General features: G+C 68.8%; 19 protein-coding genes and 1 pseudogene. 7 read left to right on the top strand and 13 right to left on the bottom strand.

Features of this window, described 5'->3' with window-relative positions:
* Positions 1–3: 3 nt before the first annotated feature.
* Positions 4–750 carry an SDR family NAD(P)-dependent oxidoreductase gene (locus tag ELI80_RS06310; protein ID WP_136650271.1) on the bottom strand — a complete coding sequence of 249 codons (747 nt, stop codon included), beginning with the start codon at positions 748–750 and terminating at the stop codon, positions 4–6.
* An 85-nt stretch (positions 751–835) separates the two neighbouring features.
* On the opposite strand from ELI80_RS06310, the gene ELI80_RS06305 reads away from it, so the two are divergent.
* Together ELI80_RS06305 and ELI80_RS06300 are read left to right on the top strand one after the other, a co-directional pair.
* Positions 836–1,567 (top strand): FadR/GntR family transcriptional regulator, encoded by a 732-nt coding sequence (locus ELI80_RS06305; RefSeq protein WP_161596431.1) that lies wholly within the window; start codon positions 836–838, stop codon positions 1,565–1,567.
* A gap of 301 nt (positions 1,568–1,868) precedes the next feature.
* The gene (locus ELI80_RS06300; protein WP_136650269.1) at positions 1,869–2,162 is read left to right on the top strand and encodes a PepSY domain-containing protein; all 294 of its coding nucleotides are present in this window, start codon (positions 1,869–1,871) and stop codon (positions 2,160–2,162) included.
* A gap of 162 nt (positions 2,163–2,324) precedes the next feature.
* Here the strand turns inward: ELI80_RS06300 and ELI80_RS06295 are convergent, their stop codons facing one another.
* The 4 genes from ELI80_RS06295 to ocd are packed head-to-tail and all read right to left on the bottom strand — an operon-like array spanning position 2,325 to position 7,422.
* Positions 2,325–3,731: an amidohydrolase gene (locus ELI80_RS06295; protein WP_136650268.1), complete on the bottom strand. Its 1,407-nt coding sequence runs from the start codon at positions 3,729–3,731 to the stop codon at positions 2,325–2,327.
* A gap of 44 nt (positions 3,732–3,775) precedes the next feature.
* Positions 3,776–5,137: a branched-chain amino acid transport system II carrier protein gene (brnQ, locus tag ELI80_RS06290; protein ID WP_136650267.1), complete on the bottom strand. Its 1,362-nt coding sequence runs from the start codon at positions 5,135–5,137 to the stop codon at positions 3,776–3,778.
* 46 nt (positions 5,138–5,183) lie between these two features.
* Positions 5,184–6,329, bottom strand: a complete 1,146-nt coding sequence (locus ELI80_RS06285) for an amidohydrolase (RefSeq protein WP_136650266.1) — start codon at positions 6,327–6,329, stop codon at positions 5,184–5,186.
* Positions 6,330–6,360: 31 nt separating this feature from the next.
* Positions 6,361–7,422: an ornithine cyclodeaminase gene (ocd, locus tag ELI80_RS06280; RefSeq protein WP_136650265.1), complete on the bottom strand. Its 1,062-nt coding sequence runs from the start codon at positions 7,420–7,422 to the stop codon at positions 6,361–6,363.
* 185 nt (positions 7,423–7,607) lie between these two features.
* Here ocd and ELI80_RS06275 point away from each other — a divergent pair, with 185 nt between their 5' ends.
* The gene (locus tag ELI80_RS06275) at positions 7,608–8,282 is read left to right on the top strand and encodes a GntR family transcriptional regulator (protein ID WP_136650264.1); all 675 of its coding nucleotides are present in this window, start codon (positions 7,608–7,610) and stop codon (positions 8,280–8,282) included.
* A gap of 148 nt (positions 8,283–8,430) precedes the next feature.
* Here the strand turns inward: ELI80_RS06275 and ELI80_RS06270 are convergent, their stop codons facing one another.
* From ELI80_RS06270 to putA, 7 genes are all read right to left on the bottom strand, one after another.
* On the bottom strand, positions 8,431–9,699 hold the full coding sequence (locus ELI80_RS06270) for an NAD(P)/FAD-dependent oxidoreductase (RefSeq protein WP_136650263.1): 1,269 nt from the start codon (positions 9,697–9,699) through the stop codon (positions 8,431–8,433).
* Positions 9,696–10,451, bottom strand: a complete 756-nt coding sequence (locus ELI80_RS06265) for an ABC transporter ATP-binding protein (RefSeq protein WP_136650262.1) — start codon at positions 10,449–10,451, stop codon at positions 9,696–9,698. Before ELI80_RS06265 ends, ELI80_RS06270 begins: the two co-directional genes overlap by 4 nt.
* Positions 10,448–11,173, bottom strand: a complete 726-nt coding sequence (locus ELI80_RS06260) for an ABC transporter permease (protein WP_136650261.1) — start codon at positions 11,171–11,173, stop codon at positions 10,448–10,450. Before ELI80_RS06260 ends, ELI80_RS06265 begins: the two co-directional genes overlap by 4 nt.
* Entirely contained in the window at positions 11,173–11,880 is a 708-nt protein-coding gene (locus tag ELI80_RS06255) for an ABC transporter permease (RefSeq protein WP_136650260.1), read from the bottom strand. The genes ELI80_RS06260 and ELI80_RS06255 overlap by 1 nt, the downstream gene beginning before the upstream one ends.
* Before the next feature lie 19 nt (positions 11,881–11,899).
* Complete coding sequence (locus ELI80_RS06250; RefSeq protein WP_136650259.1) at positions 11,900–12,673, bottom strand: transporter substrate-binding domain-containing protein; 774 nt, start codon at positions 12,671–12,673, stop codon at positions 11,900–11,902.
* Positions 12,674–12,784: 111 nt separating this feature from the next.
* Positions 12,785–13,093 carry a hypothetical protein gene (locus ELI80_RS06245; protein ID WP_136650258.1) on the bottom strand — a complete coding sequence of 103 codons (309 nt, stop codon included), beginning with the start codon at positions 13,091–13,093 and terminating at the stop codon, positions 12,785–12,787.
* A gap of 8 nt (positions 13,094–13,101) precedes the next feature.
* Positions 13,102–16,500 carry a bifunctional proline dehydrogenase/L-glutamate gamma-semialdehyde dehydrogenase PutA gene (gene putA, locus ELI80_RS06240; protein WP_136650257.1) on the bottom strand — a complete coding sequence of 1,133 codons (3,399 nt, stop codon included), beginning with the start codon at positions 16,498–16,500 and terminating at the stop codon, positions 13,102–13,104.
* Positions 16,501–16,610: 110 nt separating this feature from the next.
* On the opposite strand from putA, the gene ELI80_RS06235 reads away from it, so the two are divergent.
* Positions 16,611–17,075, top strand: a complete 465-nt coding sequence (locus tag ELI80_RS06235; protein WP_136650256.1) for an Lrp/AsnC family transcriptional regulator — start codon at positions 16,611–16,613, stop codon at positions 17,073–17,075.
* A 111-nt stretch (positions 17,076–17,186) separates the two neighbouring features.
* Here ELI80_RS06235 and ELI80_RS06230 read toward each other — a convergent pair whose 3' ends face one another.
* Positions 17,187–17,735 (bottom strand): cupin domain-containing protein, encoded by a 549-nt coding sequence (locus tag ELI80_RS06230; RefSeq protein ID WP_136650255.1) that lies wholly within the window; start codon positions 17,733–17,735, stop codon positions 17,187–17,189.
* Between the two features lie 119 nt (positions 17,736–17,854).
* Here ELI80_RS06230 and hisD point away from each other — a divergent pair, with 119 nt between their 5' ends.
* The 3 genes and pseudogenes from hisD to ELI80_RS16185 all read left to right on the top strand — a co-directional run.
* Complete coding sequence (gene hisD, locus ELI80_RS06225; protein WP_136650254.1) at positions 17,855–19,147, top strand: histidinol dehydrogenase; 1,293 nt, start codon at positions 17,855–17,857, stop codon at positions 19,145–19,147.
* A gap of 52 nt (positions 19,148–19,199) precedes the next feature.
* Positions 19,200–19,655, top strand: coding sequence for a type 2 periplasmic-binding domain-containing protein (locus tag ELI80_RS16190; protein WP_201740565.1), 456 nt, complete (start codon positions 19,200–19,202; stop codon positions 19,653–19,655).
* Between the two features lie 12 nt (positions 19,656–19,667).
* Positions 19,668–20,243, top strand: a pseudogene (locus ELI80_RS16185) (extracellular solute-binding protein); the annotation flags it as partial.
* Positions 20,244–20,312: the final 69 nt, after the last annotated feature.

Genomic DNA, 20,312 nt, shown 5'->3' with positions numbered 1-20,312 from the left:
CCTTCAGAGCGTTGAGACCAGATGCCCGCCATCCACCGCAAGGGTGGCGCCGGTGATGTAACTGCCCGCGTCCGACGCCAGCAGCAGCAGCGGCCCGTCCAGTTCCGCCTCCTGCCCCAGTCGGCGCTGCGGGATCCGCGAAATCAACGCCTGGCCCGCCGTCGAAGCGAAGAACCCGGCGTTGATCGGGGTTTCGACATAGCCCGGGCAGAGCGCGTTCACGCGGATCCCGAAGCGCGCCCATTCAAGGGCGAGCGCCTTCGTCATCTGCACCACGGCGGCCTTCGAGGCGGTGTAGGCGACGACCCCGCCCGCGACGCGCAGCCCGAGGATGGAGGCGATGTTGACGATGCTGCCGCCGCTTCCCGCGTCCCGCATGGCGCGCGCCGCCCCCTGCGCCACGAGGAAGCTGCCGCGCAGGTTGGTGGCAAGCACCCGGTCCCATTCGTCCGCAGGCATGTCGATCGCCATGCCGGAGCCGCTGATCCCGGCGTTGTTCACGACGATGTCGAAGCGGCGCTGCGACAACACGGCGGCGACGCTGGCCTCGTCGGTCACGTCGAGGCTGACCGCGTCCGCCCTGTGCCCGGCGGCCTGGAGCCCCGCCACGACGTCATCCAGCCGGTCGGCGCGGCGCGCGCCCAGCGTGACGGCGGCGCCGGCCCGCGCCAGCACGCCCGCGAAATGCGCCCCCAAGCCGCCCGACGCGCCGGTGACGAGCGCCGTCTTTCCCGTGACCTGCAGTTCCATGCCGTTTCCCTTGACTCGCCGATCCGCCGGCATGTTAACATTGTCGGACAATATGACAACTACGAAGACAGGCCGTGAGAACCACATGCTGCCACGGGCCGCGAAGACGAACAGCTACCAGCAGGTTGCCAGCATCCTCGAGGCCGAGATCGTCGGCGGGCGGCTGAAGATCGGCGAGCTTCTTCCGATCGAGGCCGAACTGGCCGAGGCGCTTGGCGTGAACCGCTCGACCCTGCGCGAGGGGCTGCGCGCGCTGGAAGGCAACGGGCTCGTGCGGCGGGTGGCGGCCAAGCGGCTGCAGGTGACGGCGCCCGACCCCGAGCGCGTGGCCCTGACCAACGCCCGCGCCCTTGGCCTGCGCGGCGCCAGCTTTCGCGACCTCTGGGACGTGCAGATGCAGCTGGAGCATTTCGCCGCCGCCCTCGCCGCCGAGCGGGCGAGCGACGATCAGGCCGCCGCCCTGCGGGCGAGCGTCGAGGCGCTGGCCCCCGTGCTGGACGACGACGAGGCCGTCATCCGCCACGACATCGCCTTCCACGCGCTGATCGGCCACGCGGCCGCGAACAGCGCGCTGGAACTCGCGACCGCGCCGATGGGGCTGCTGCTGTTCTCGGCCACGCGCGACCTCTACCGGGCGGTCCCCGCCGCACGCCACCGCCTTCTGGACGCGCACCGCGCGATCGCCGATGCGATCGCCGCGCGCGATGCCGCGGGCGCGGCAGAGTGGATGCGGCGGCACATCGCGGATTTCCGCCGCGGCTACGAGGTGGCAGGCTTCGACCTGGACGCCGCGATCGAACTGCGGCGCGCTGTCTGACGGCGATGGCCGCATTGCCCGTGTCGGGAGGGCTGGCCAGAGGTGACCAGTTTGCAACCTGAATGTCCGCGCCGGGAATCGAACCGCACTGGCCCGCGCCTGCCGGGACTTGCGGGGAAGGACGGCCGCCCTTGCCTTCGCACCCGCTTCGCCACGTAGCGCCCGGCCGCCCAGCGCGTCAGGCCGTGCGAACCCGACTGGCACGAACCTTCCTTTCAGGAACGCCGCAGGGCCTCGCACGTTGGACCCGACAGGCGGGCGGGATCATCCCGCCTCGCCGCCCTCGATAACGGAGAAAGCCATGTCTTCCAGAATGTTCGGGCTTCTGTCCGCCATCCTTCTTGCCGTCGCGCCCCTGTCGCCCGCGCTGGCCGACGACCGCGACCCCACCGCCGAGGAGCTGGGGAAGATCGAGGCCGCCTTGCGCGCCGAGGGCTTCACGGCCTGGGAAGAGATCGAGTTGGACGACGGCGTGTGGGAAGTGGACGATGCCGTTTCGGGCGACGGCCTGAAGTACGATGTCGTGCTTGACCAGTCCTTCGCCGTCATCGCGCGCGAGGAAGACGGCCGCGACCTGTCCCGGAAAGCGCCCTGATCCAAAGGCGGGCCGGCGTGTGGCGGCCCCGTGATGCGAAAACGGGCCGGCGTGTGGGCCGCCCGCCGATACGGAAACGGGCCGGCCTGTGGGCCGGCCCGGCGCAAGGGATCGCCACGCTGGCAGGTCCGGTGACGCCAGACCTGCCGCTGCTGGCGCGCCTTACTGTTCGTCCTTCCAGCCGGCGTATCCCAGCACGAACTCGACATGCGAGCGGACGCCGGTGATCAGCGCCGTCTCGTCCACCATGAAGGCAGGATGGTGGTTGGACGCGGCTTCGCTCAGCTCCTGATCCTCCGGCGTGACGCCCAGAAACACGTACAGTCCCGGCACCTTCTCGGCGAAGAAGGCGAAGTCCTCGGACGCCGGCTGGTTCACGGGGATCTCGCGGGCCTTGCCGTACGACGCCCGCTGCAGGGCCGGAACCATTGCCTCGGTCAGCGCCGCGTCGTTCATGGTGACCGGCATCGCTTCGGCGATGTTCACCTCGGCGGTGACCTTGTGCGCGGCGGCGGTGTTCTCGACCATGACGGGAAGCGCCTCCAGGATCGTGTCCCGGATCTCGGGCGCGTTCGAGCGAAGCGTCCCTTCCATGGTCAGTTCGCCCGGGACGATGTTGCCGGCCGTGCCGGCGTGCACGCTGCCCGCGGTGACGACGCCCATGCCTTGCAGCAGGTTGACCTGGCGGCTGACGATGGTCTGCATCCCGGTGATGATATGCGCGCCGGCGACCACCGCATCCGCCCCGTTCCACGGCATGGAGCCGTGCGCCTGGCGTCCTTCCACCCTGACCCGGAAGCCGTCGGCGCTGTTGAGCGCGGCGCCGGGCTTGTATTCGATCTGCCCCGTGTGCGCGTTGGCCATGACGTGGACGCCGAAGATCGCCTCGACCCCGAAGCGTTCGAGCACGCCCTCCTCGACCATCTTCCGCGCGCCCCAGGACGGCGCGTCCGGCTGGAACGGATCGACGTCGGCGGCACCCTCTTCCGCGGGCTGGAAGATGAACACGACCGTTCCGGGGATCTTGTCGCGGTGCCCCGCCATGACGGTCGCCGCCGACATCAGCATCGCCGTATGGGCGTCATGCCCGCAGGCGTGCGAGACCGGAACCTCGTCGCCGTGAAAGACGCCCGTCTGGGTGCTGGCGAAGGGAAGGCCGGTCGCTTCCTTGACAGGAAGCGCGTCCATGTCGGCGCGCAAGGCGACCGTCGGGCCGTCCAGTTCGCCCTTGAGGATCCCCACGACGCCCGTGCCGGCGATGCCCGTGTGAACCTCGAACCCCAGCTTGCGCAGGTGGTCGGCGACATAGGCGGCGGTGTCCTCCTCCTGGTTGCCGAGCTCGGGATGCTGGTGGATGTGGCGCCGGAACTCGATCAGCTCCTGCTCCGCCTCGGCCGCCGCCGCCTCGACCCATGCGGTCGGGGTGGCAGCCTGCGGGGTGGCAGCCTGCGGGGTGGCAGCCTGCGGGGGCTGCGCCGATTCAGGCTGCGCGGTGTCCTGGGCATGGACCGAAATCGGAAGCGCCGCGAGCGCCGTCGATACCGCAAGTGCGCGTAGAAGACTGTTCATTGTCCCGTCCTTGTCTCGTCAAAAGGATTCTGGCTTTGCGGTGCTCAGCCGTGGGCTGCTTCCGGCTGGTTCCCGACGCTTTGGCGCCCTGTCGCGGACCAGATTGCGCCGCCGATCAGCGCGCCGACGATGGCCGGGACGACCCATGCGAAGCCCTGTTCCGCCAGCGGGATCGCGCCATAGGCGGCCTGCAGCCATTGCGGCAGGGTGAAGCCCAGCATGGACCCGGTCAGCGCCAGCGAATCGTAGATGCCGATCAGCACCGTCGCGACCGCCATGCCCTTCCAGATGCCGTCGTTGGTGAAGAGGCGCGAGAACAGGCCCAGGATCGCGATGCAGATCGACACGGGATAGATCAGCATGAAGATCGGGCCCGCCATGCCGATGATGTAGTCCACCCCGCCGAAGGCCTGCCCCAGCGCAACGAGCGTGGTGAGGATGGCGCCGGCGCGATAGCTGATGCGGTTGCCGGTCCACTGGGCCATGTAGGTCGCCATCACGGCCGTCGCGCCCACGGCGGTCGTCAGGCAGGCGAGGATCACCGCGACCGCCAGCGCCTTGGCGCCGAAGTTGCCGGCAAGCGTCGACACGAGCGCCGTCAGCAGCTCGGCCTGGCCGATGTCGTCGGTGAACAGGCCGCTGCCGGTGGCGCCCAGGTATTCCAGCCCGCCATAGACCACGAACAGCCCCGCGAAGGTGATCGCGGCGGCGCCGATGATCATCGGCACGAAGACCTGGTCGGCGGCGTAGTGCTTGGCCTTGATCGCCTCGATGAACAGCACCCCGAACAGCAGGCCCGTCAGCACGTCGCCGGTCTGGTAGCCGGTGACGAAGCCGAAGGCGAAGGGGCTGTCCTGCCGCGACGGAACGGGCTGGCCCACCGGATCGACGAAGGCCCAGATCACGATCCCCGTCAGCAGGATCAGAAGCGCGGGGGTCAGGTACTTGCCGATCTTGTCGATGACGCTGCTGCGGTCGATGGCGAAGAACAGCGAGATGACGAAGTAGAGGACTAGGAACAGCGTCTTGCCGATCCCGTTCGCGGCGCCCGGCACCAGCGTCGCCATGCCGGTTTCATAGGCGACGGCGGCGGTGCGGGGAATGGTGATGAGCCAGGCGACCGTGATCATCGTGACGATCGTCATCACCGTGCCGAACCACGGCGCGACTGGCTGCGTCAGCCGCTGGAACGTGCCGCCGCCAAGACCCACGGCGACGACGCCGATGGTCGGCAGCAGCATCCCCGTCAGAAGCAGGCCCATCAGCCCCGGAAGCCAGGCGTCCCCGGTCTGGAAGCCCACGTGCGGCGGGAAGATCAGGTTCCCGGCCCCGAAGAAGACGGCGAACATGGCAAAGCCCACGATCACCATGTCGCGCCACATCCGTGGCGAAGTCACTGTCTGCACGAACCATCCTCCCCGATGGCATGAAAAGGCTTGAAGGATCGCCCGCTCACCCAAGGATCTCGCGCGCGGCGTCGGTCAGGATTCCGGCGCCGATCGGGATCAGGTCGTCGGGAAAGTCGTAGTCGGGATTGTGCAGGGCGGAGACGTCCATCCCCGCGCCCAGCAGGATCATCGCCGTTTGCGCGGTTTCGCCGAAGCGGCCGAAATCCTCGGACCCGCGATAGGGCTCGGCCATCTCCTCGAAGGCGACGTTCCGGGCGTCGAGGACGCGGCGCATGATCGCGGTGGGCTCGGGGTCGTTCGCACTGGCGGCGAAGTCGTCGTGCCATTCGACCTCCAGCCGCAGCCGCCCTGCCGCGGCGGCGCGGCGGGCCAGCGCCTCGGCATCGGTGCGCAGCCGCTCCATCCGTTCGGGCATCAGCGCGCGCAGGGTGGCCTGCAGCTCGGCCCGGCCGGCAGCGATGCCGTAGCTGGGCTCGCCCAGGCGGGCGTAGGTGATGGTGACAAGGGCGAACTCCTCGTCCATCGCGCCGCCCGGCCCCAGCGCCGCGAGGTCGCGGATCAGGTCGGCAAGCGTCTGCGCGGGCGAGATCCCGGTTTCCGGCTGGGATGCGTGGGCCGTCCGGCCCTTCAGCACCAGCCGCAGCCCGACCGAAGCGCAGAACATCGGCCCTTCGCGCAGGCGGGCGTGCCCCAGCGGGATGCCGGGCATGTTGTGCCAGGAAAACGCCACGTCGGGGCGCAGGTCGGCAAAGCGGGGATCGGCGATCACCGCCGCGGCGCCCGAGCCGTCCTCTTCCGCGGGCTGGAACATCAGCACCACGCGGCCGCGCTGGGGCGGCTGGCGGGCGAAAGCGCAGGCGCAGCCCAGAAGCGCGGCGCTGTGCCCGTCATGGCCGCACATGTGCGCCCGGCCGGGAATGGTCGAGGCGTGGTCCACCTCGCCCGTCTCCTCGATCGGCAGCGCGTCCAGTTCGGCCCGCAGCATCACCGTGGGCCCCGGCTCGGCCCCCTCGAAGATGGCTGCGACGCCGTGGCCGCCGAGGTCGGTCACGACCCGGTGGGCGCCGATCCGGCGCAGTTTCTCGGCCACACGGGCGGCGGTCTCGCGCTCCTGCCCGGACACCTCGGGGTGCCGGTGCAGAAGGCGGCGGAAGTCGGTCAGGTCGGTGATCTCGCTGTTCGTCAGCATCCAGTCCCCTTTCCCCTTTTTCCCCGGCCGCTCAGGCGGCCCGCACTTCCGCCGACATGCGTTCCAACATCCCAAACAGGTCGCGCGGATCGTCGGGGTCGGCCAGCATGTCGAGATTCTGGTAAAGATCGGTGCCGCGGATCTTGTCGCGCACATAGCGCAGGGCGCTGAAATCCTCGGTCGCGAAGCCCACGCTGTCGAACAGGGTGATCTGGCGCTCGTCGGTGCGGCCGGGGGCCTGCCCGGTCATCACACGCCAGAGCTCGGTGACGGGGAAATCGGCGGGCATCTGCTGGATCTCGCCTTCGATCCGGGTCTGGTCGGGGTATTCCACGAAGACCGTGGACCGCGACAGTATGTCCTTGTGCAGTTCGGTCTTGCCGGGGCAGTCGCCGCCGATCGCGTTGATGTGGATGCCGCTGCCGACCATGTTGTCGGTCAGGATCGTCGCATACTGCTTGTCGGCGGTGCAGGTGGTGATGATCTCGGCGCCCTGCACGGCCTCCTGCGCCGAGCCGCAGGTCACCACGGTCAGCCCCTTGCCCGACAGGTTGCGGGCCGCCTTGGCGGTCGCCTGCGGGTCGATGTCGTAAAGCCGCACGGTGTCGATGCCGCAGATGGTCTTGAAGGCGAGGCACTGGAACTCGGACTGCGCGCCGTTGCCGATCATCGCCATGGTCCGCGCGCCCTTTGGCGCGAGATATTTCGCCACCACGGCCGAGGTCGCGGCGGTGCGCAGCGCGGTCAGGATCGTCATCTCGCTCAGCAGCACGGGATAGCCGCTGTCCACCTCGGCCAGGACGCCGAAGGCGGTGACGGTCTGGCGGCCGTCGCGGAAGTTCTTGGGATGGCCGTTCACGTACTTGAAGCCGTAGGCCTTGCCGTCCGACGTCGGCATCAGCTCGATCACGCCTTCCTCGGAATGGGCGGCGACGCGCGGCGTCTTGTCGAAGCTTTCCCAGCGGCGGAAGTCTTCCTCGATATAGGTGGCAAGCTCGGTCAGCACCTTCTCGACGCCGGTGGCGAGCACCAGGCGCATCATGTTGTCCACGCTGACGAATGGGACGAGGCTCATGGGTCCGGGCTGTGACATTTCTCTCCTCCTGATCTCGGGCAAGGGCAGGCGTCAGGGCCGGATTCGGCGAAGGCGACGTCCTCGGATGACGAAAGGGTTATCACAAAGCCGTCGTACTGTAAACTGTTAACAGTTTTCCGGCGTGGCAAGCGGGTCCGCGATGTGGTTGGATAGGGCGATCCATCGATGTGCAGGAAGGCACGATGAACGACCTCCCGACCGGGAAGCTGCGCCCTGTCAGCCTGTCCGACAGCGTGCGCGAGGAACTGATCAGCCTGATCGTCGCCGGCGTCCTGAAGCCCGGACAGCGCCTGAACGAGGTGCATCTGGCCGAACGGCTCGGCGTCAGCCGCGGCCCCGTGCGCGAGGCCGCGCGCGAACTGGAAGGCCAGGGGCTGATCGTCAGCCGCCCTCGGCTGGGATCCTTCGTGGCCGACTTCACCGCGACCGAGATCGTCGATCTCTACGAGATCAAGGTCTGGATCGAACGGGCCCTGGTCGAGGACGTGATCCGCTACTGGCCCGACGCCCTGCGCCAGACGACCCTGGCCGAGATCGGGCAGATCGACCGCGCGGGCAAGCTGGCCTTCTCACGCTCTGTCTTCGAGTGTCGCCAGCGGATCGCCGCGCGCATCCATAACCGCTACCTGGCCGAGCACGTCCTGTCGCTCTGGCGCAAGTTCTACATCGTGACCGCGCTGATCGACGTGCCCGACGAGGACGCGCGGACGGACCGCATCATCGGCACGCTGCGGGATTTCTGGACCGCGCTGGCCGCGGGCGACGCCGAGCAGGCGCGCCGCATCGTCGAGGCCGACGCCCGGCACTGGACACGCGACCTAGTCCCCTACTTCGAGGAACGCGCACGGCCGGGCTGATCGCCCGGAAGACGGATTACCGCAGGCAGTCTTGCGCGCGCGGAGTGACGGGGCGTGCCGGCAGACAGCCCGTGGGTGCGGCGGGGTGGCTACTGACGGCACCTCGGCATCGTGGACACGTCCGCAGGACGGGTGAGGGGTCGCGCGGTCACCGACCGGCGAAGCGTTCGGCGCGGAACGGCGCCGGGTCTGCAAAGGGCGTGTCGCCCGTCATCATCTCGGCCACCAGCCGTCCGGTGGCCGGCCCAAGGGTGAAGCCGTGATGGGCGTGGCCGAAGGCGAACCACAGGCCCGGATGGCGCGGGGCCGGGCCGATCACCGGGCGCATGTCCGGCAGGCAGGGGCGAAGCCCGACCCAGGGCGCGCGCTCGACCGGGTCGCCAAGCGGCACAAGCTCCGACGCGCGGGCGCGGGCGCGGGCCATCTGGCCCTGCGCGGGCGGGGCGCCGGGCGGGGACAGGTCGATCCCCGTCGCCAGCCGCAAGCCCTGCGCCATGGGCGACAGGACGAAGCCGTTGACCTCGTCGGCGACAGGCCGGTTCAGCCCGCCCCCCGACGGCTGGGCGAAATGCAGGTGGTGGCCCCGCTTCGCTTCCAGCGGCAGCCGGTAGCCCAAGGGGCGATAGACTTCGGCCGAGGCCGCGCCCAGCGCCAGCACGACCTGCGCCGCCCGCAGATCGCCGCCTGCGGTGGCAAGGCCCCAGCCCTCAGGCGCGGGCGCCAGGGTCCGCGCGTCGCCCCGCAGCAGCGCGCCGTCCCGGCTTTCGAACAGCGCGGCATAGCGGTTCACGAGGCCCGCGGGATCGGTCGTCGTCCTGGGATCGCGCCAGTGGATGCCGCCGATCGCGGCCGGCAACAGGCCGGGTTCCAGCGCCGCAAGCGCCGCGCGGTCGAGAACGGCCGCATCCAGCCCGAAGGCCGCCATCCCGGCGGCGTGGTCGGCCGCCCGTCGCAGGGCGGCGTCGTCGCGGCAGACCTCGATCCAGCCGCGATCCATCAGCAGCGCGGATGCCCCGGCCTCGGCCGCCAGCGCCTCGTGCTCGGCCACCGAACGTTCGATCAGCGGCAGGATGTCGGCCCCTGCCCGCCGCAGGCGCGCGGGCGCCGAATGCCACCAGTAGCGGACGAGCCACGGCGCGATGCGCGGCAGGAACATCGGATCGTAGCTGACGGCCGAGCCGCGTCTCGCCGCGTGCCGCAGCAGCTCGCCCAGGCGGCGCGGGAAGGCGTAGGGGATCACCGACGACCGCTCGACCAGGCCCGCGTGGCCGTAGCTGGCGCCGCGGCCGGGGCGGTCGCGGTCGATGACGGCAACGGCAAGCCCGCGCTTCTGCAGGTGCAGCGCGCAGCTCATGCCCACGATGCCGCCGCCCAGAACGGCCGCGTCGAAGCGGCGCAGGACAGGGGCGCCGGTCATCGGAAATTGGCGATGAAGCGCTGGAACTCGGCGCTGCGGGGGGCACGGAACATCTCGTCCGGGCTTCCCTCCTCGGCCACCCGGCCCTGGTGGAGGAACACCACGCGCGAGGACACGTCGCGGGCAAAGGCCATCTCGTGCGTGACCACGATCATCGTCGTGCCTTCCTCGGCCAGCGCGCGCATGACCTTGAGCACCTCGCCCACCAGTTCCGGGTCGAGCGCCGAGGTGGGCTCGTCGAACAGGATCGCGTCGGGTTCCATCGCCAGGGCGCGGGCGATGGCGACCCGCTGCTGCTGGCCGCCCGACAGCTGGGACGGATACATGTCCATGCGGTTGGCCAGGCCCACCCGCGCCAGCAGCGCCTCGGCGCGTTCGCGCGCCTCGCGCCGGGGGACGCGCTTGACCAGCACCGGGCCTTCCATGACGTTCTCGATCACCGTGCGGTGGGTCCACAGGTTGAACTGCTGGAACACCATGCCCAGGTGGCTGCGCACCCGTTCGATCTGCCGCATGCTCTGCGGCCGGCCGTTGCGCAGCACGATCTCTTCGCCATGCACGGTGACGCTGCCGGAGGTCGGCGTTTCCAGCATGTTGAGGCAGCGCAGGAAGGTGCTCTTGCCGGAGCCCGAGGCGCCGAGGATCGAGATGACATCGTGCTTGCGCGCATCCAGCGAGATGCCCTTCAGCACCTCGACGCTGCCGAAGGACTTGTGGATGTCGCGGGCCGAAAGGATCAGGGGCGCCGTCATGTGGTCCTCGGGTTGGCCGCGGGCAAAGGGGCCTGCCGCGCGGCGAGGTGGCGGGACAGGCGGCGCTCGACCAGACGCCAGAGCACCACGAAGACCGCAGTGATGGCGAGATACAGCAGCGCCGCCCAGAGATAGATCGAGAAGTCGAAGCTGCGCGAGAAGATGCGCCGGGTCTGGCCCATCAGGTCGAACACCGTCACGATGCTGGCCAGGGCGCTGGCCTTCATCAGCAGGATGATCTCGTTCCCGATCGCCGGCCAGGCGATGCGGTAGGCGTGGGGCAGCACCACCCGACGCAGCGCGGTGACCCGGCTCATGCCGATCGCGCGCGCGGCCTCGATCTCGCCGGGAGGAACGCCCTGGATGCCGCCGCGCAGGATCTCGGTCTGGTAGGCGGTCGAGTTGAAGACGAAGGCCAGCAGCGCGCAGTTGGACGGATCGCGGAAGAACGACCACAGGCCCCATTCCGTCAGCAGCGGCCGGAACTGGCCCGAGCCGTAGAAGATCAGGAACAGCTGCGCCAGGATCGGCGTGCCGCGGGCAAACGAGATGTAGAGCCGCAGCGGCGCCTGCGCGGCAGCCGGGGCATGGACGCGGACCAGCGCCAGCGGCACGGCCAGCGCCGCCGCCAGCACCGACGAAAAGACGGTCAGCTGCAGCGTGATCCACAGGCCGTCCATGAGCGCGGGCCATGCGGCCTGCAGGGTGTCGATCGGATGCATCAGACCCTCCGGACGCCGCGGTTGGCCCGCGCTTCGAGCCGCGCCAGCACCAGCTCGGACAGGACGCAGAGCGCCCAGTAGATCAGGCAGGCGGCGAGATAGAAGGTGAAGGGCTGCTTGGTCACCCCGACCGCGACCTTGGTCATCCGCATCAGGTCGTCCAGCGCGATGACCGAGACGAGCGAGGTGTCCTTGAGCAGGTTGATCCACAGGTTGCCCAGGCCCGGCAGCGCGAAGCGCCAGACCTGCGGCACCTGGATGCGGCGGAAGATCATGCCGCGGGTCATCCCGACGCTCTGCCCCGCCTCGACCTGGCCGCGGTCGAGCGCGGCGAAGGCGCCGCGCAGGACTTCGGCCGCAAAGGCGCCGAACACCAGCGACAGGGCGACGACGCCCGCCACGAAGGGGCTGAAGGCCGGCGGGGCCGCGGCCGGGTCGTACCAGAGCGCGATCCTGCCCAGCAGAAGCCCGACACCGTTGTAGACCACGAACAGCGTCAGGATCTCGGGCAGCCCCCGCATCAGGGTCGTGTAGCCGACCCCGAGCATCCGCAGCAGGGGCGACCGCGCCATCGACAACCCGGCGACGACAAAGCCGATCGCAAGGCCGACCGGCAGCGCCGTCAGCGCAAGCCGGATGGTGACGGCCAGCCCGTAGAGAAGCTCGTCGCCCCAGCCGGCATCGCCGAAGGAAAGCGCCTCGAACATGCCTTCCAGCCCCTTGCGTTCACTTCAGGGTATAGACGTCGATCGGGAAGTACTTGTCGTTCAGGGCCTTGTAGGCGCCGTCGGCGCGCATCTCGGCCAGCGCGGCATTGATCCGGCCGCGCAGGTCGTCCTGGCCCTTGCGCATCGCGATGCCGACGCCCTCGCCCACGAAGGCGGGGTCGGTGATCGGCTCGCCGACCAGCTCGCAGCAGGCGCCGTCCTCGCTGTTCATGGTCCAGTCCACCATCGGCAGCATGTCGCCCACCTGCAGGTCGATGCGCCCGCCGGCAAGGTCGAGGTTGACCTCGTCCTGCGCCGGGTAGAGCCGGACGTCGGACTGGGTGTAGGTGGCGGTCGCATAGTCGCCCTGCGTCGCCCCGGCCTGCGCGCCGATCACCTTGTCCGCCAGCCCCTCGGGGCTGAGATCGGTCAGGCCCGCGTCCTTGGGCGCCACCAGCGTCATCGCCGCGCGGTAGTAGGGTTCGCTGAAATCGACCTGCTGCTTGCGCTCGTCGGTGATGAACATCGAGGCGACGATCAGGTCGTACTTGTTCGCCAGCAGGCCGGGGATGATGCCGTCCCAGTCCTGCGCGACGATCTCGCACTCGGCCTTGAGCCGGGTGCAAAGCTCGCGTGCGATGTCCACGTCGAAGCCGGCCAGCTGCCCGTTCGGCTCGGTATAGTTGAACGGAGGATAGGCGCCCTCGGTGGCGATGCGCAGGGTTTCGGCGCTCGCGGCCTGGGCAAACAGCGCAAGCGCGGCGGCGGCGGCCGCAAGGGACAGGTTGGTCATGGCGTTTCCTCCCACTGGATGGTCGTTCATTCTGCACGGCCGCCGGCAAGGCCGGCGGGCCGCTGGTGGCATGGCGAAGCGCGACGGGCGCGCCCCGGTTCGCTCGGCCCGTCAGATCCCGACGGCATGGCCGAGTTCTTCGATGGCGATGACACGGGCGGCCGTGCGCAGGTCAGGATAGCTGCCTTCGGGACGGTTCCACAACGCGCTCTCGCGCCGGCAGGCGCCCGGGCGCGCCCAGGTCCGCAAGCGCCTTCCGCCCTTGTCGATGCGTTCAGGCGTGCGGAGGACGCCCGGGCGCGCGAGCACGGTCGCGACCCGCAGGGCATCTGCCCGCGACGGCAACCTCGCCGCCCGACAGCCGGGATCGGCGGCGCCTGCACGGCGCGGGCCGCCCGTCTTGCACCAGAGGCCCGGCACGGACCTCATCACCCCGCCAGCAGCGCGGCGTTGCCGCCGGCTGCGGTGGTGTCCACGCACAGATGGCGTTCATGCGCGACATGGGCAAGGTCCGGCAGGCCGGTCACGAGCTGCACGATCTCGCCATCGCGCGCGGCCAGCGCCTCGGCATAGGCGCGGCCCTGCGCGTCGTCGCCCCACCACAGGACGGCGGCCATGGCGGGCAGGCGCGACAGCGCCTCGGGCGCCAGGGGGCCGTCGGCACCCACCGCATCCCCGCCAAGGGCCGACACCGCCGCGATCTGGGCGGCCACGGTCTGCGCGCCCGGACCCAGGCACAGGACCGGCGGGCGGGTATGGGCGGTCAGGCGGTTCAGCTCGCCCGTCGGGCCGGGCATCAGGCGCTCGTCGATCTTCCTCGACACATGGGCGGCAAGCTCGCGCCCGATGCGCGCCTCGTCCGCCCTGCCCTGCCAGCCGTCCCCCGTCACCGCCGGGGTTTCCGGTGCGAAGAACCGGGGCACGTAGCGCGGGCCGCCCGCCTTGGGTCCGGTGCCCGACAGCCCCTCGCCGCCGAAGGGTTGCGACCCCACGATCGCGCCGATCTGGTTGCGGTTGACGTAGATGTTGCCGACGTGGATCGCCTCGCTGACCTCCTGCACGCGGCTGTCGATGCGGGTGTGCAGCCCGAAGGTCAGGCCGAAGCCGCGGGCGTTGATGTCGGCCACGACGCGGTCCAGTTCGTCGCCCCGGAAGGTCGCGACATGCAGCACCGGGCCGAATATCTCGCGTTCCAGGTCCGCGATGCCGCCGACGCGCAGCATGGTCGGCGGGATGAAGGTGCCGCGGGCGGGAACGTCAAGCTTGTGGATCACGCGGTTGCCGTTGGCCGCGATATAGTCCGCGATGTCGCCCTGCGCGCCCGCGTCGATCACCGGCCCGACATCGGTCGCGAGATCCCAGGGATCGCCCACCACCAGCTCGTCCATCGCGCCCTGGATCATCGGGATCATGTGCGAGGCGATGTCTTCCTGCACATACAGGCAGCGCAGCGCGGAACAGCGCTGCCCGGCCGACCGGAACGCCCCGTTCACGATGTCGCGCACCGCCTGTTCCGGCAGCGCGGTCGAGTCCACGATCATCGCGTTCAGCCCGCCCGTTTCCGCGATCAGCGGCGTGCCGGGCGTCAGGTTCGCGGCCATGCTGCGGGCGATGGTCTGGGCCGTGTCGGTCGATCCGGTGAAGACCACGCCCTTGACGCGGCTGTCCGAGGTCATGGCCGTCCCCACGACGCTGCCGCGTCCGGGCAGCAGTTGCAGGGCCGTGACCGGCACCCCCGCCTCATGCAGCAGCCTGACCCCTTCGGCCGCGATGATCGGCGTGAATTCGGCCGGCTTCGCGATCACCGCGTTGCCTGCCATCAGCGCCGCCGCGATCTGGCCGGTGAAGATCGCCAGCGGGAAGTTCCAGGGGCTGATCGCGCCGACGATGCCGCGCGGGCCTTGCGGGCTGTGTTCCCCTTCCGCGGCGTAGTAGCGCAGGAAATCGACCGCCTCGCGCAGTTCGGCCACGGCATCGCCAAGCGACTTGCCCGCTTCCCGGCCAAGGATGCCGAAGATCGGGCCGAAGTTCTCCTCGTAAAGGTCGGCGGCGCGGCGCAGCACGGCGGCGCGTTCGGATGCGGGCGCATCCCAGACGCGGGCATCGTCGATCGCGCGCGAGGCGGTCGCGGCATCGGCCATCATCACGGTCGCGATCTTCTCGCCGGTGGCGGGGTTCAGCACGTCCTGCACCTTGCCCGAGGGTTCGGACACCGTCAGCGGCACGACGTCGGGCATCGCCACGTCGCGCGCGGCGTTGATCCGGGCCAGGGTCTGTTCGTCCGACAGGTCGAACCCGGCCGAATTCCGGCGCGAGGCGCCGTAAAGATCCGCAGGGGTCCGCAGGGCCGTGGGCGGCCGGGCCGTGGCGAGCGCGTCGAAGGGATCGCGGGCGACCTCCTCGGGGCTGACGGCTTCGTCGACGATCTGGTTGACGAAACTGCTGTTGGCGCCGTTTTCCAGCAGGCGGCGCACGAGATAAGCCAGCAGGTCGCGATGCGCGCCGACCGGGGCATAGATGCGGCAGCGGCCCTTGGTTTCGCGCAGGACGATGTCATGCAGCCGCTCGCCCATGCCGTGCAGGCGCTGGAACTCGAAGCGGATGTCGCCCGCCATTTCCAGGATCGCGGCGACGGTGTGGGCGTTGTGGGTGGCGAACTGCGGATAGATGCGGTCGGCATACGCGATCAGCTTGCGGGCATTGGCGATATAGCTGACGTCCGTTCCGACCTTGCTGGTGAAAAGCGGGAATCCGGGATGGCCCTCGACCTGGGCGCGCTTCATCTCGGTGTCCCAGTAGGCGCCCTTGACCAGCCGCACCATGATGCGGCGGTCCAGCCGCGTGGCGGTGTCGTAGAGCCAGTCGATGGTCTGGTCCGCGCGCTTGCCATAGGCCTGCACCACCACGCCGAAGCCGTCCCAGCCGGCCAGCGAGGGATCGGACAACACCGCCTCGATCACCTTCAGCGACAGGACCAGCCGGTCCTGTTCCTCGGCGTCGATGTTCATGCCCATGTTCGCGGCCTTCGCGGCCTGCGCCAGCCGCAGCACCACGGGCACCAGTTCGCGCATCACGCGCGCTTCCTGCGCGACCTCGTAGCGCGGGTGCAGGGCCGACAGCTTGATCGAGATGCCGGGATTCTGTTCGACCGAGCCCTTGTTGCAGGCCCGGGCAATCGCCGCGATGGCATCGCCATAGGCGCGGTCGTACCGGGCGGCATCGGCGGATGTCATCGCCGCCTCGCCCAGCATGTCGTAGCTGTAGGTGAAACCCTGCTTTTCGCGGGTCCTTGCCCGGTCCAGGGCGTTGCCGATGGTCTGGCCCAGCACGAACTGGCGGCCCATTTCCTTCATCGCCCGGCCCACGGCGGTGCGGATCACCGGCTCGCCCAGGCGGCGGACCATGCGGCGCAGCGTCCCCGCCTGGTCGTCGTCCAGCACCTTGCCCGTCAGCATCAAAGCCCAGGTCGAGGCGTTGACCAGCGACGAGCTGGCCTCGCCCAGGTGCCTGCCCCAGTCCGAGGGCGCGATCTTGTCCTCGATCAGCGCATCGATGGTGGTGCGGTCGGGGACGCGCAGCATCGCCTCGGCCAGGCACATCAGGGCGACGCCCTCGCGCGTGGACAGACCGTATTCGGACAGAAAATGCTCCATCAGGCTGGGCCGCGCCTCGGCCCGGATGCGGCGGACCAGATCGGCGGCGCGGGTGCCGATGGCGGCCCGCTGCGCGGGCGACAGCGCGGCCTGCGCGGCCAGGCGTTCCAAAAGGCCGGCTTCGTCCGCGAACTTGGCCTGGGTGGAAAAGAGGCGGGGGCTGACCGAGGACATGCCGATCTCCTTGCAGTGACCGAAAAGATTTATCACGGTGCGCGTAGTCGGTGCGCCTGAATGCGGGCCGCCGAATGGGTCAACGGAACATATTCGGGGCAGTTTTCAGGATGGACGTCAAGCTGGACACCCTGGACCGCAAGATCCTGGCCGAACTGACCCAGAACGCTCGGCTCCCCACGGCCGAACTGGCCCGCAAGGTCGGTTTGTCCAAGACCCCCGTGGCCCTGCGGATCCGGCATCTCGAGGAGAGCGGCCTGATCTCGGGCTATCGCGCCATCCTGTCGCCCCTGCAGCTGGGCCTGACCCATGTGACCTACGTCGAAATCAGCATGAGCGATACGCGCGAGGCCGCGCTGCAGCAGTTCAACACCGCCGTCCGCGCGATCCCCGAGGTCGAGGAATGCTACATGATCGCGGGCGGCTTCGACTACCTGGTCAAGGTCCGGTCGCGCGACATGGCCGACTTCCGGCGCATCATGGCCGAGAAGATCTCGGGCCTGCCCCATGTCAGCAACACGTCGAGCAACGTCGCGATGGAGGCGGTGGTGGAACAGAACTTCCGGCTCGGTTGAGGGTGCACGGGAGTGCGGGCGCGATGGACGGGACAGCAATGCGGCGCAGTAGAGCTCAGTTCAAACGGCAGTCATGTCTGTTTCTAAACCATTCGGTCTTGCGCATTAAGCTCAATAAGTCGGCGGTGTAATCGCTGACACGATGCGGCTTTCGCCGTCATGGACGTTCGTGAAAGCATGTGGAAGCCGGCTGTCGAAATAATATCCGTCTCCTTCTTCAAGAACGCGGGACTGGCCATCGACGGTGACCTGGATTGCGCCTTTCACGACCACACCACCTTCCTGGGCAACATGGGTGATAGGCTCGCCGGTTGCTGCCCCGGCAGGATAGGTTTCGCTGAGAATCAGCATCTGCCGATGGGGATGATCGAAACCGACCACCCTATAGGAAACATGGTCGTTCCGGCCGATTTCAACCAGGTTGGCGCAGGGATAGAAAGGGCTGACAGCGCCTTGCCCGGAAACGTCGGTGAAGAAACCGACCACCGTCGATCCCAGCGCGTCGACGATCGCAGCCAGCGTATCCACCGACGGGCTGATCTGGTCCCGCTCGATCAGCGAGATCGTGGAATGGGAAACACCTGACCGGACCGCCAACTCACGGATGCTCAGCCGACGTCGTCGGCGCAGTTCCGTCAGCCTGTGACCGATCCGCGGCATGGCGCTCCTCCTGCGACCCGTGGTGAGGATATCGACCACCCCGAATCTTGTCCATTGCCAGCCGGGAGGCGGGCTCTCCAATCTGGCTGAAAGAATCTGACAGGCAGGAGAGGCAGCGGATGAGCAATCACGAACTGGCGGGCGTCACGCTGCTGAAGGCACCCGCGCGCGACGCGGCGACCGACACGCGCGAGATCGAGGGGATCGTCAAGTCGCTGATCTCCGATGTCGCGGCGCGGGGCGACGCGGCCGTACGCGACTATGCGCTGAAGTTCGACAACTCCGACCGGGCCGTCTTCGAGGTGACGCCGGCCGAGCGCGACGAGGCACTGGCCGCCCTGGACCCGCAGACGCGGAAAGATACCGAATTCGCGATCCGGAACGTGCGCCGCTTTGCCGAAGCGCAATTGGCCACCATGCTGCCGCTCGAGATCGAGGCGCTGCCGGGCGTCCACCTCGGCCATCGCGTGATCCCGCTGGACATCGTCGGCTGCTATGTTCCCGGCGGCCGTTATCCGCTGCTGTCGGCGCCCGTGATGTCGATCGTCCCCGCCAAGGTGGCTGGCGTCGGGGAGGTCATTGCCTGCCTGCCGCCCAACGCGCATCCGGCGATGATCGCCGGCTGCCACCTGTCGGGGGCGGACCGAATCTTCCGCATCGGCGGCGCCCAGGCCATCGCCGCGATGGCCTACGGGACCGCGACCGTGCCGCAGGTGGACAAGATCGTCGGACCCGGCAACGCCTATGTCAACGAAGCCAAGCGGCAGGTGTTCGGCCGCGTCGGGATCGACCAGCTGGCGGGGCCCAGCGAAATCTTCATCCTCGCCGATTCGACCGGCGACGCGGAGATGATCGCGACCGATCTGCTGGCGCAGGCCGAGCATGACGTGCGGACGCGGGTCGGCCTCATCACCACTGATCCGTCGCTGGCCGAGGCCGTTCTGGCCGAGGTCGAGCGGCAGCTTCAGACGCTGGAGACGGCCGATGTCGCGGCGCCCGCCTGGCGGAACTATGGGGAGATCGCCGTGTGCGACAGCGAGGATGCGATGATCGCCTATTCCGACCGCATCGCGGCCGAGCATCTGCAGGTCCACACCGTCGATGCCCACGGCCTCGCGGCGCGACTGCGCAGCTATGGCTCTCTGTTCATCGGCACCAACGCCTCGGTCGTCTATTCGGACAAGTGTGTCGGCACAAACCATACCCTGCCGACGATGGCCGCGGGCCGCTATACTGGTGGACTTTGGGTCGGGTCCTACGTCAAGACCTGCACCCATCAATGGTTGACGGACGAGGGCGTGGTGCAGGTGGCTCCGCCCGCCGTCCGGCAAAGCGCCGCCGAGGGCCTGCAAGGACACCGGCGCGCGGCCGCTCTGCGGCTCGAACGGATGCAGCATCAAGGCTATACTTGATCCGCGATGTCACCTCGGCCGTGACATGAAACAACAACAGGGAGAAACAACCATGACGATCAGGACACTCGCTTTTGTCGCCGCTGCACTGTCGGTGGCCTCGGGGGCGGCAAGCGCACGCGATCTCACCGTCGTCTCGTGGGGTGGCACGTTCCAGGACGCGCAGCGCGAAATCTATTTCAAGCCCTTCGCCGAACAGTCGGGCCAGCCGGTGCTGGATGAAAGCTGGGAAGGCGGTTATGGCGTGCTGCAATCCAAGGTGCAGGCGGGCAACCCCAACTGGGACGTGGTCGAGGTCGAGTCCGAGGAACTCGCGCTCGGTTGCGCCGACGGCATCTATGAAAAGATCGATTGGGACAAGCTGGGAGGCCGCGACAAGTTCATCGACAGCGCCGTGTCGGATTGCGGCGTGGGGGGGATCGTCTGGTCCGTCGCCCTGACCTATGATGGCAACAAGCTGACCGGCGACAATGTCCCCAAATCCTGGGCGGACTTCTGGGACGTCTAGAAGTTCCCGGGCAAGCGCGGGCTGCGAAAGGGTGCGAAATACGCGCTCGAGGTGGCGCTGCTGGCCGATGGCGTGGCACCCGACGAGCTTTACGACGTCCTGGGCACCCCGGAGGGCGTGGATCGCGCCTTTGCCAAGCTGGACGAACTGCGACCCAACCTGATCTGGTGGGAAGCAGGCGCGCAGCCGCTGAGCCTGCTGCAGACCGGCGAGGTGGTGATGACCACCGCATATAACGGCCGGATCACCGGGCTGAACAGGACCGAAGGCACCAACATGCAGATCGTCTGGCCGCAGAGCATCTATGCGGTTGACAGCTGGTCCATCCTCAAGGGTGCCGAGAACAAGGACGCGGGCATGGACTTCATCGCGTTCGCCAGCAAGCCCGAGAACCAGGTCAAGTTGCCGCAATACATCGCCTATGGCTTGCCGAACAAGGAAGCGGCCGCGGCGGTGCCCCCGGAACTGGCCAAGGACCTGCCCACCTCGCCCGAGAACATGGCCAATTCCATTGCGCTGGACGTCGATTTCTGGATCGATAACTCGGAAGAACTGACCGAGCGCTTCAACGCCTGGGTCGCGCAATGACCTGAACCGTTCCGGCCGCGGTCAGGCATCGCGGCCGGGGCACCTGCCCAATCCAATCCGGCCCTACAG

This window comes from Paracoccus aeridis (assembly GCF_004923205.2).
GTDB lineage: Bacteria > Pseudomonadota > Alphaproteobacteria > Rhodobacterales > Rhodobacteraceae > Paracoccus > Paracoccus aeridis.
Note: the sequence above shows the minus strand (reverse complement) of the source record. Positions and strands in the feature narration are given on the sequence as shown.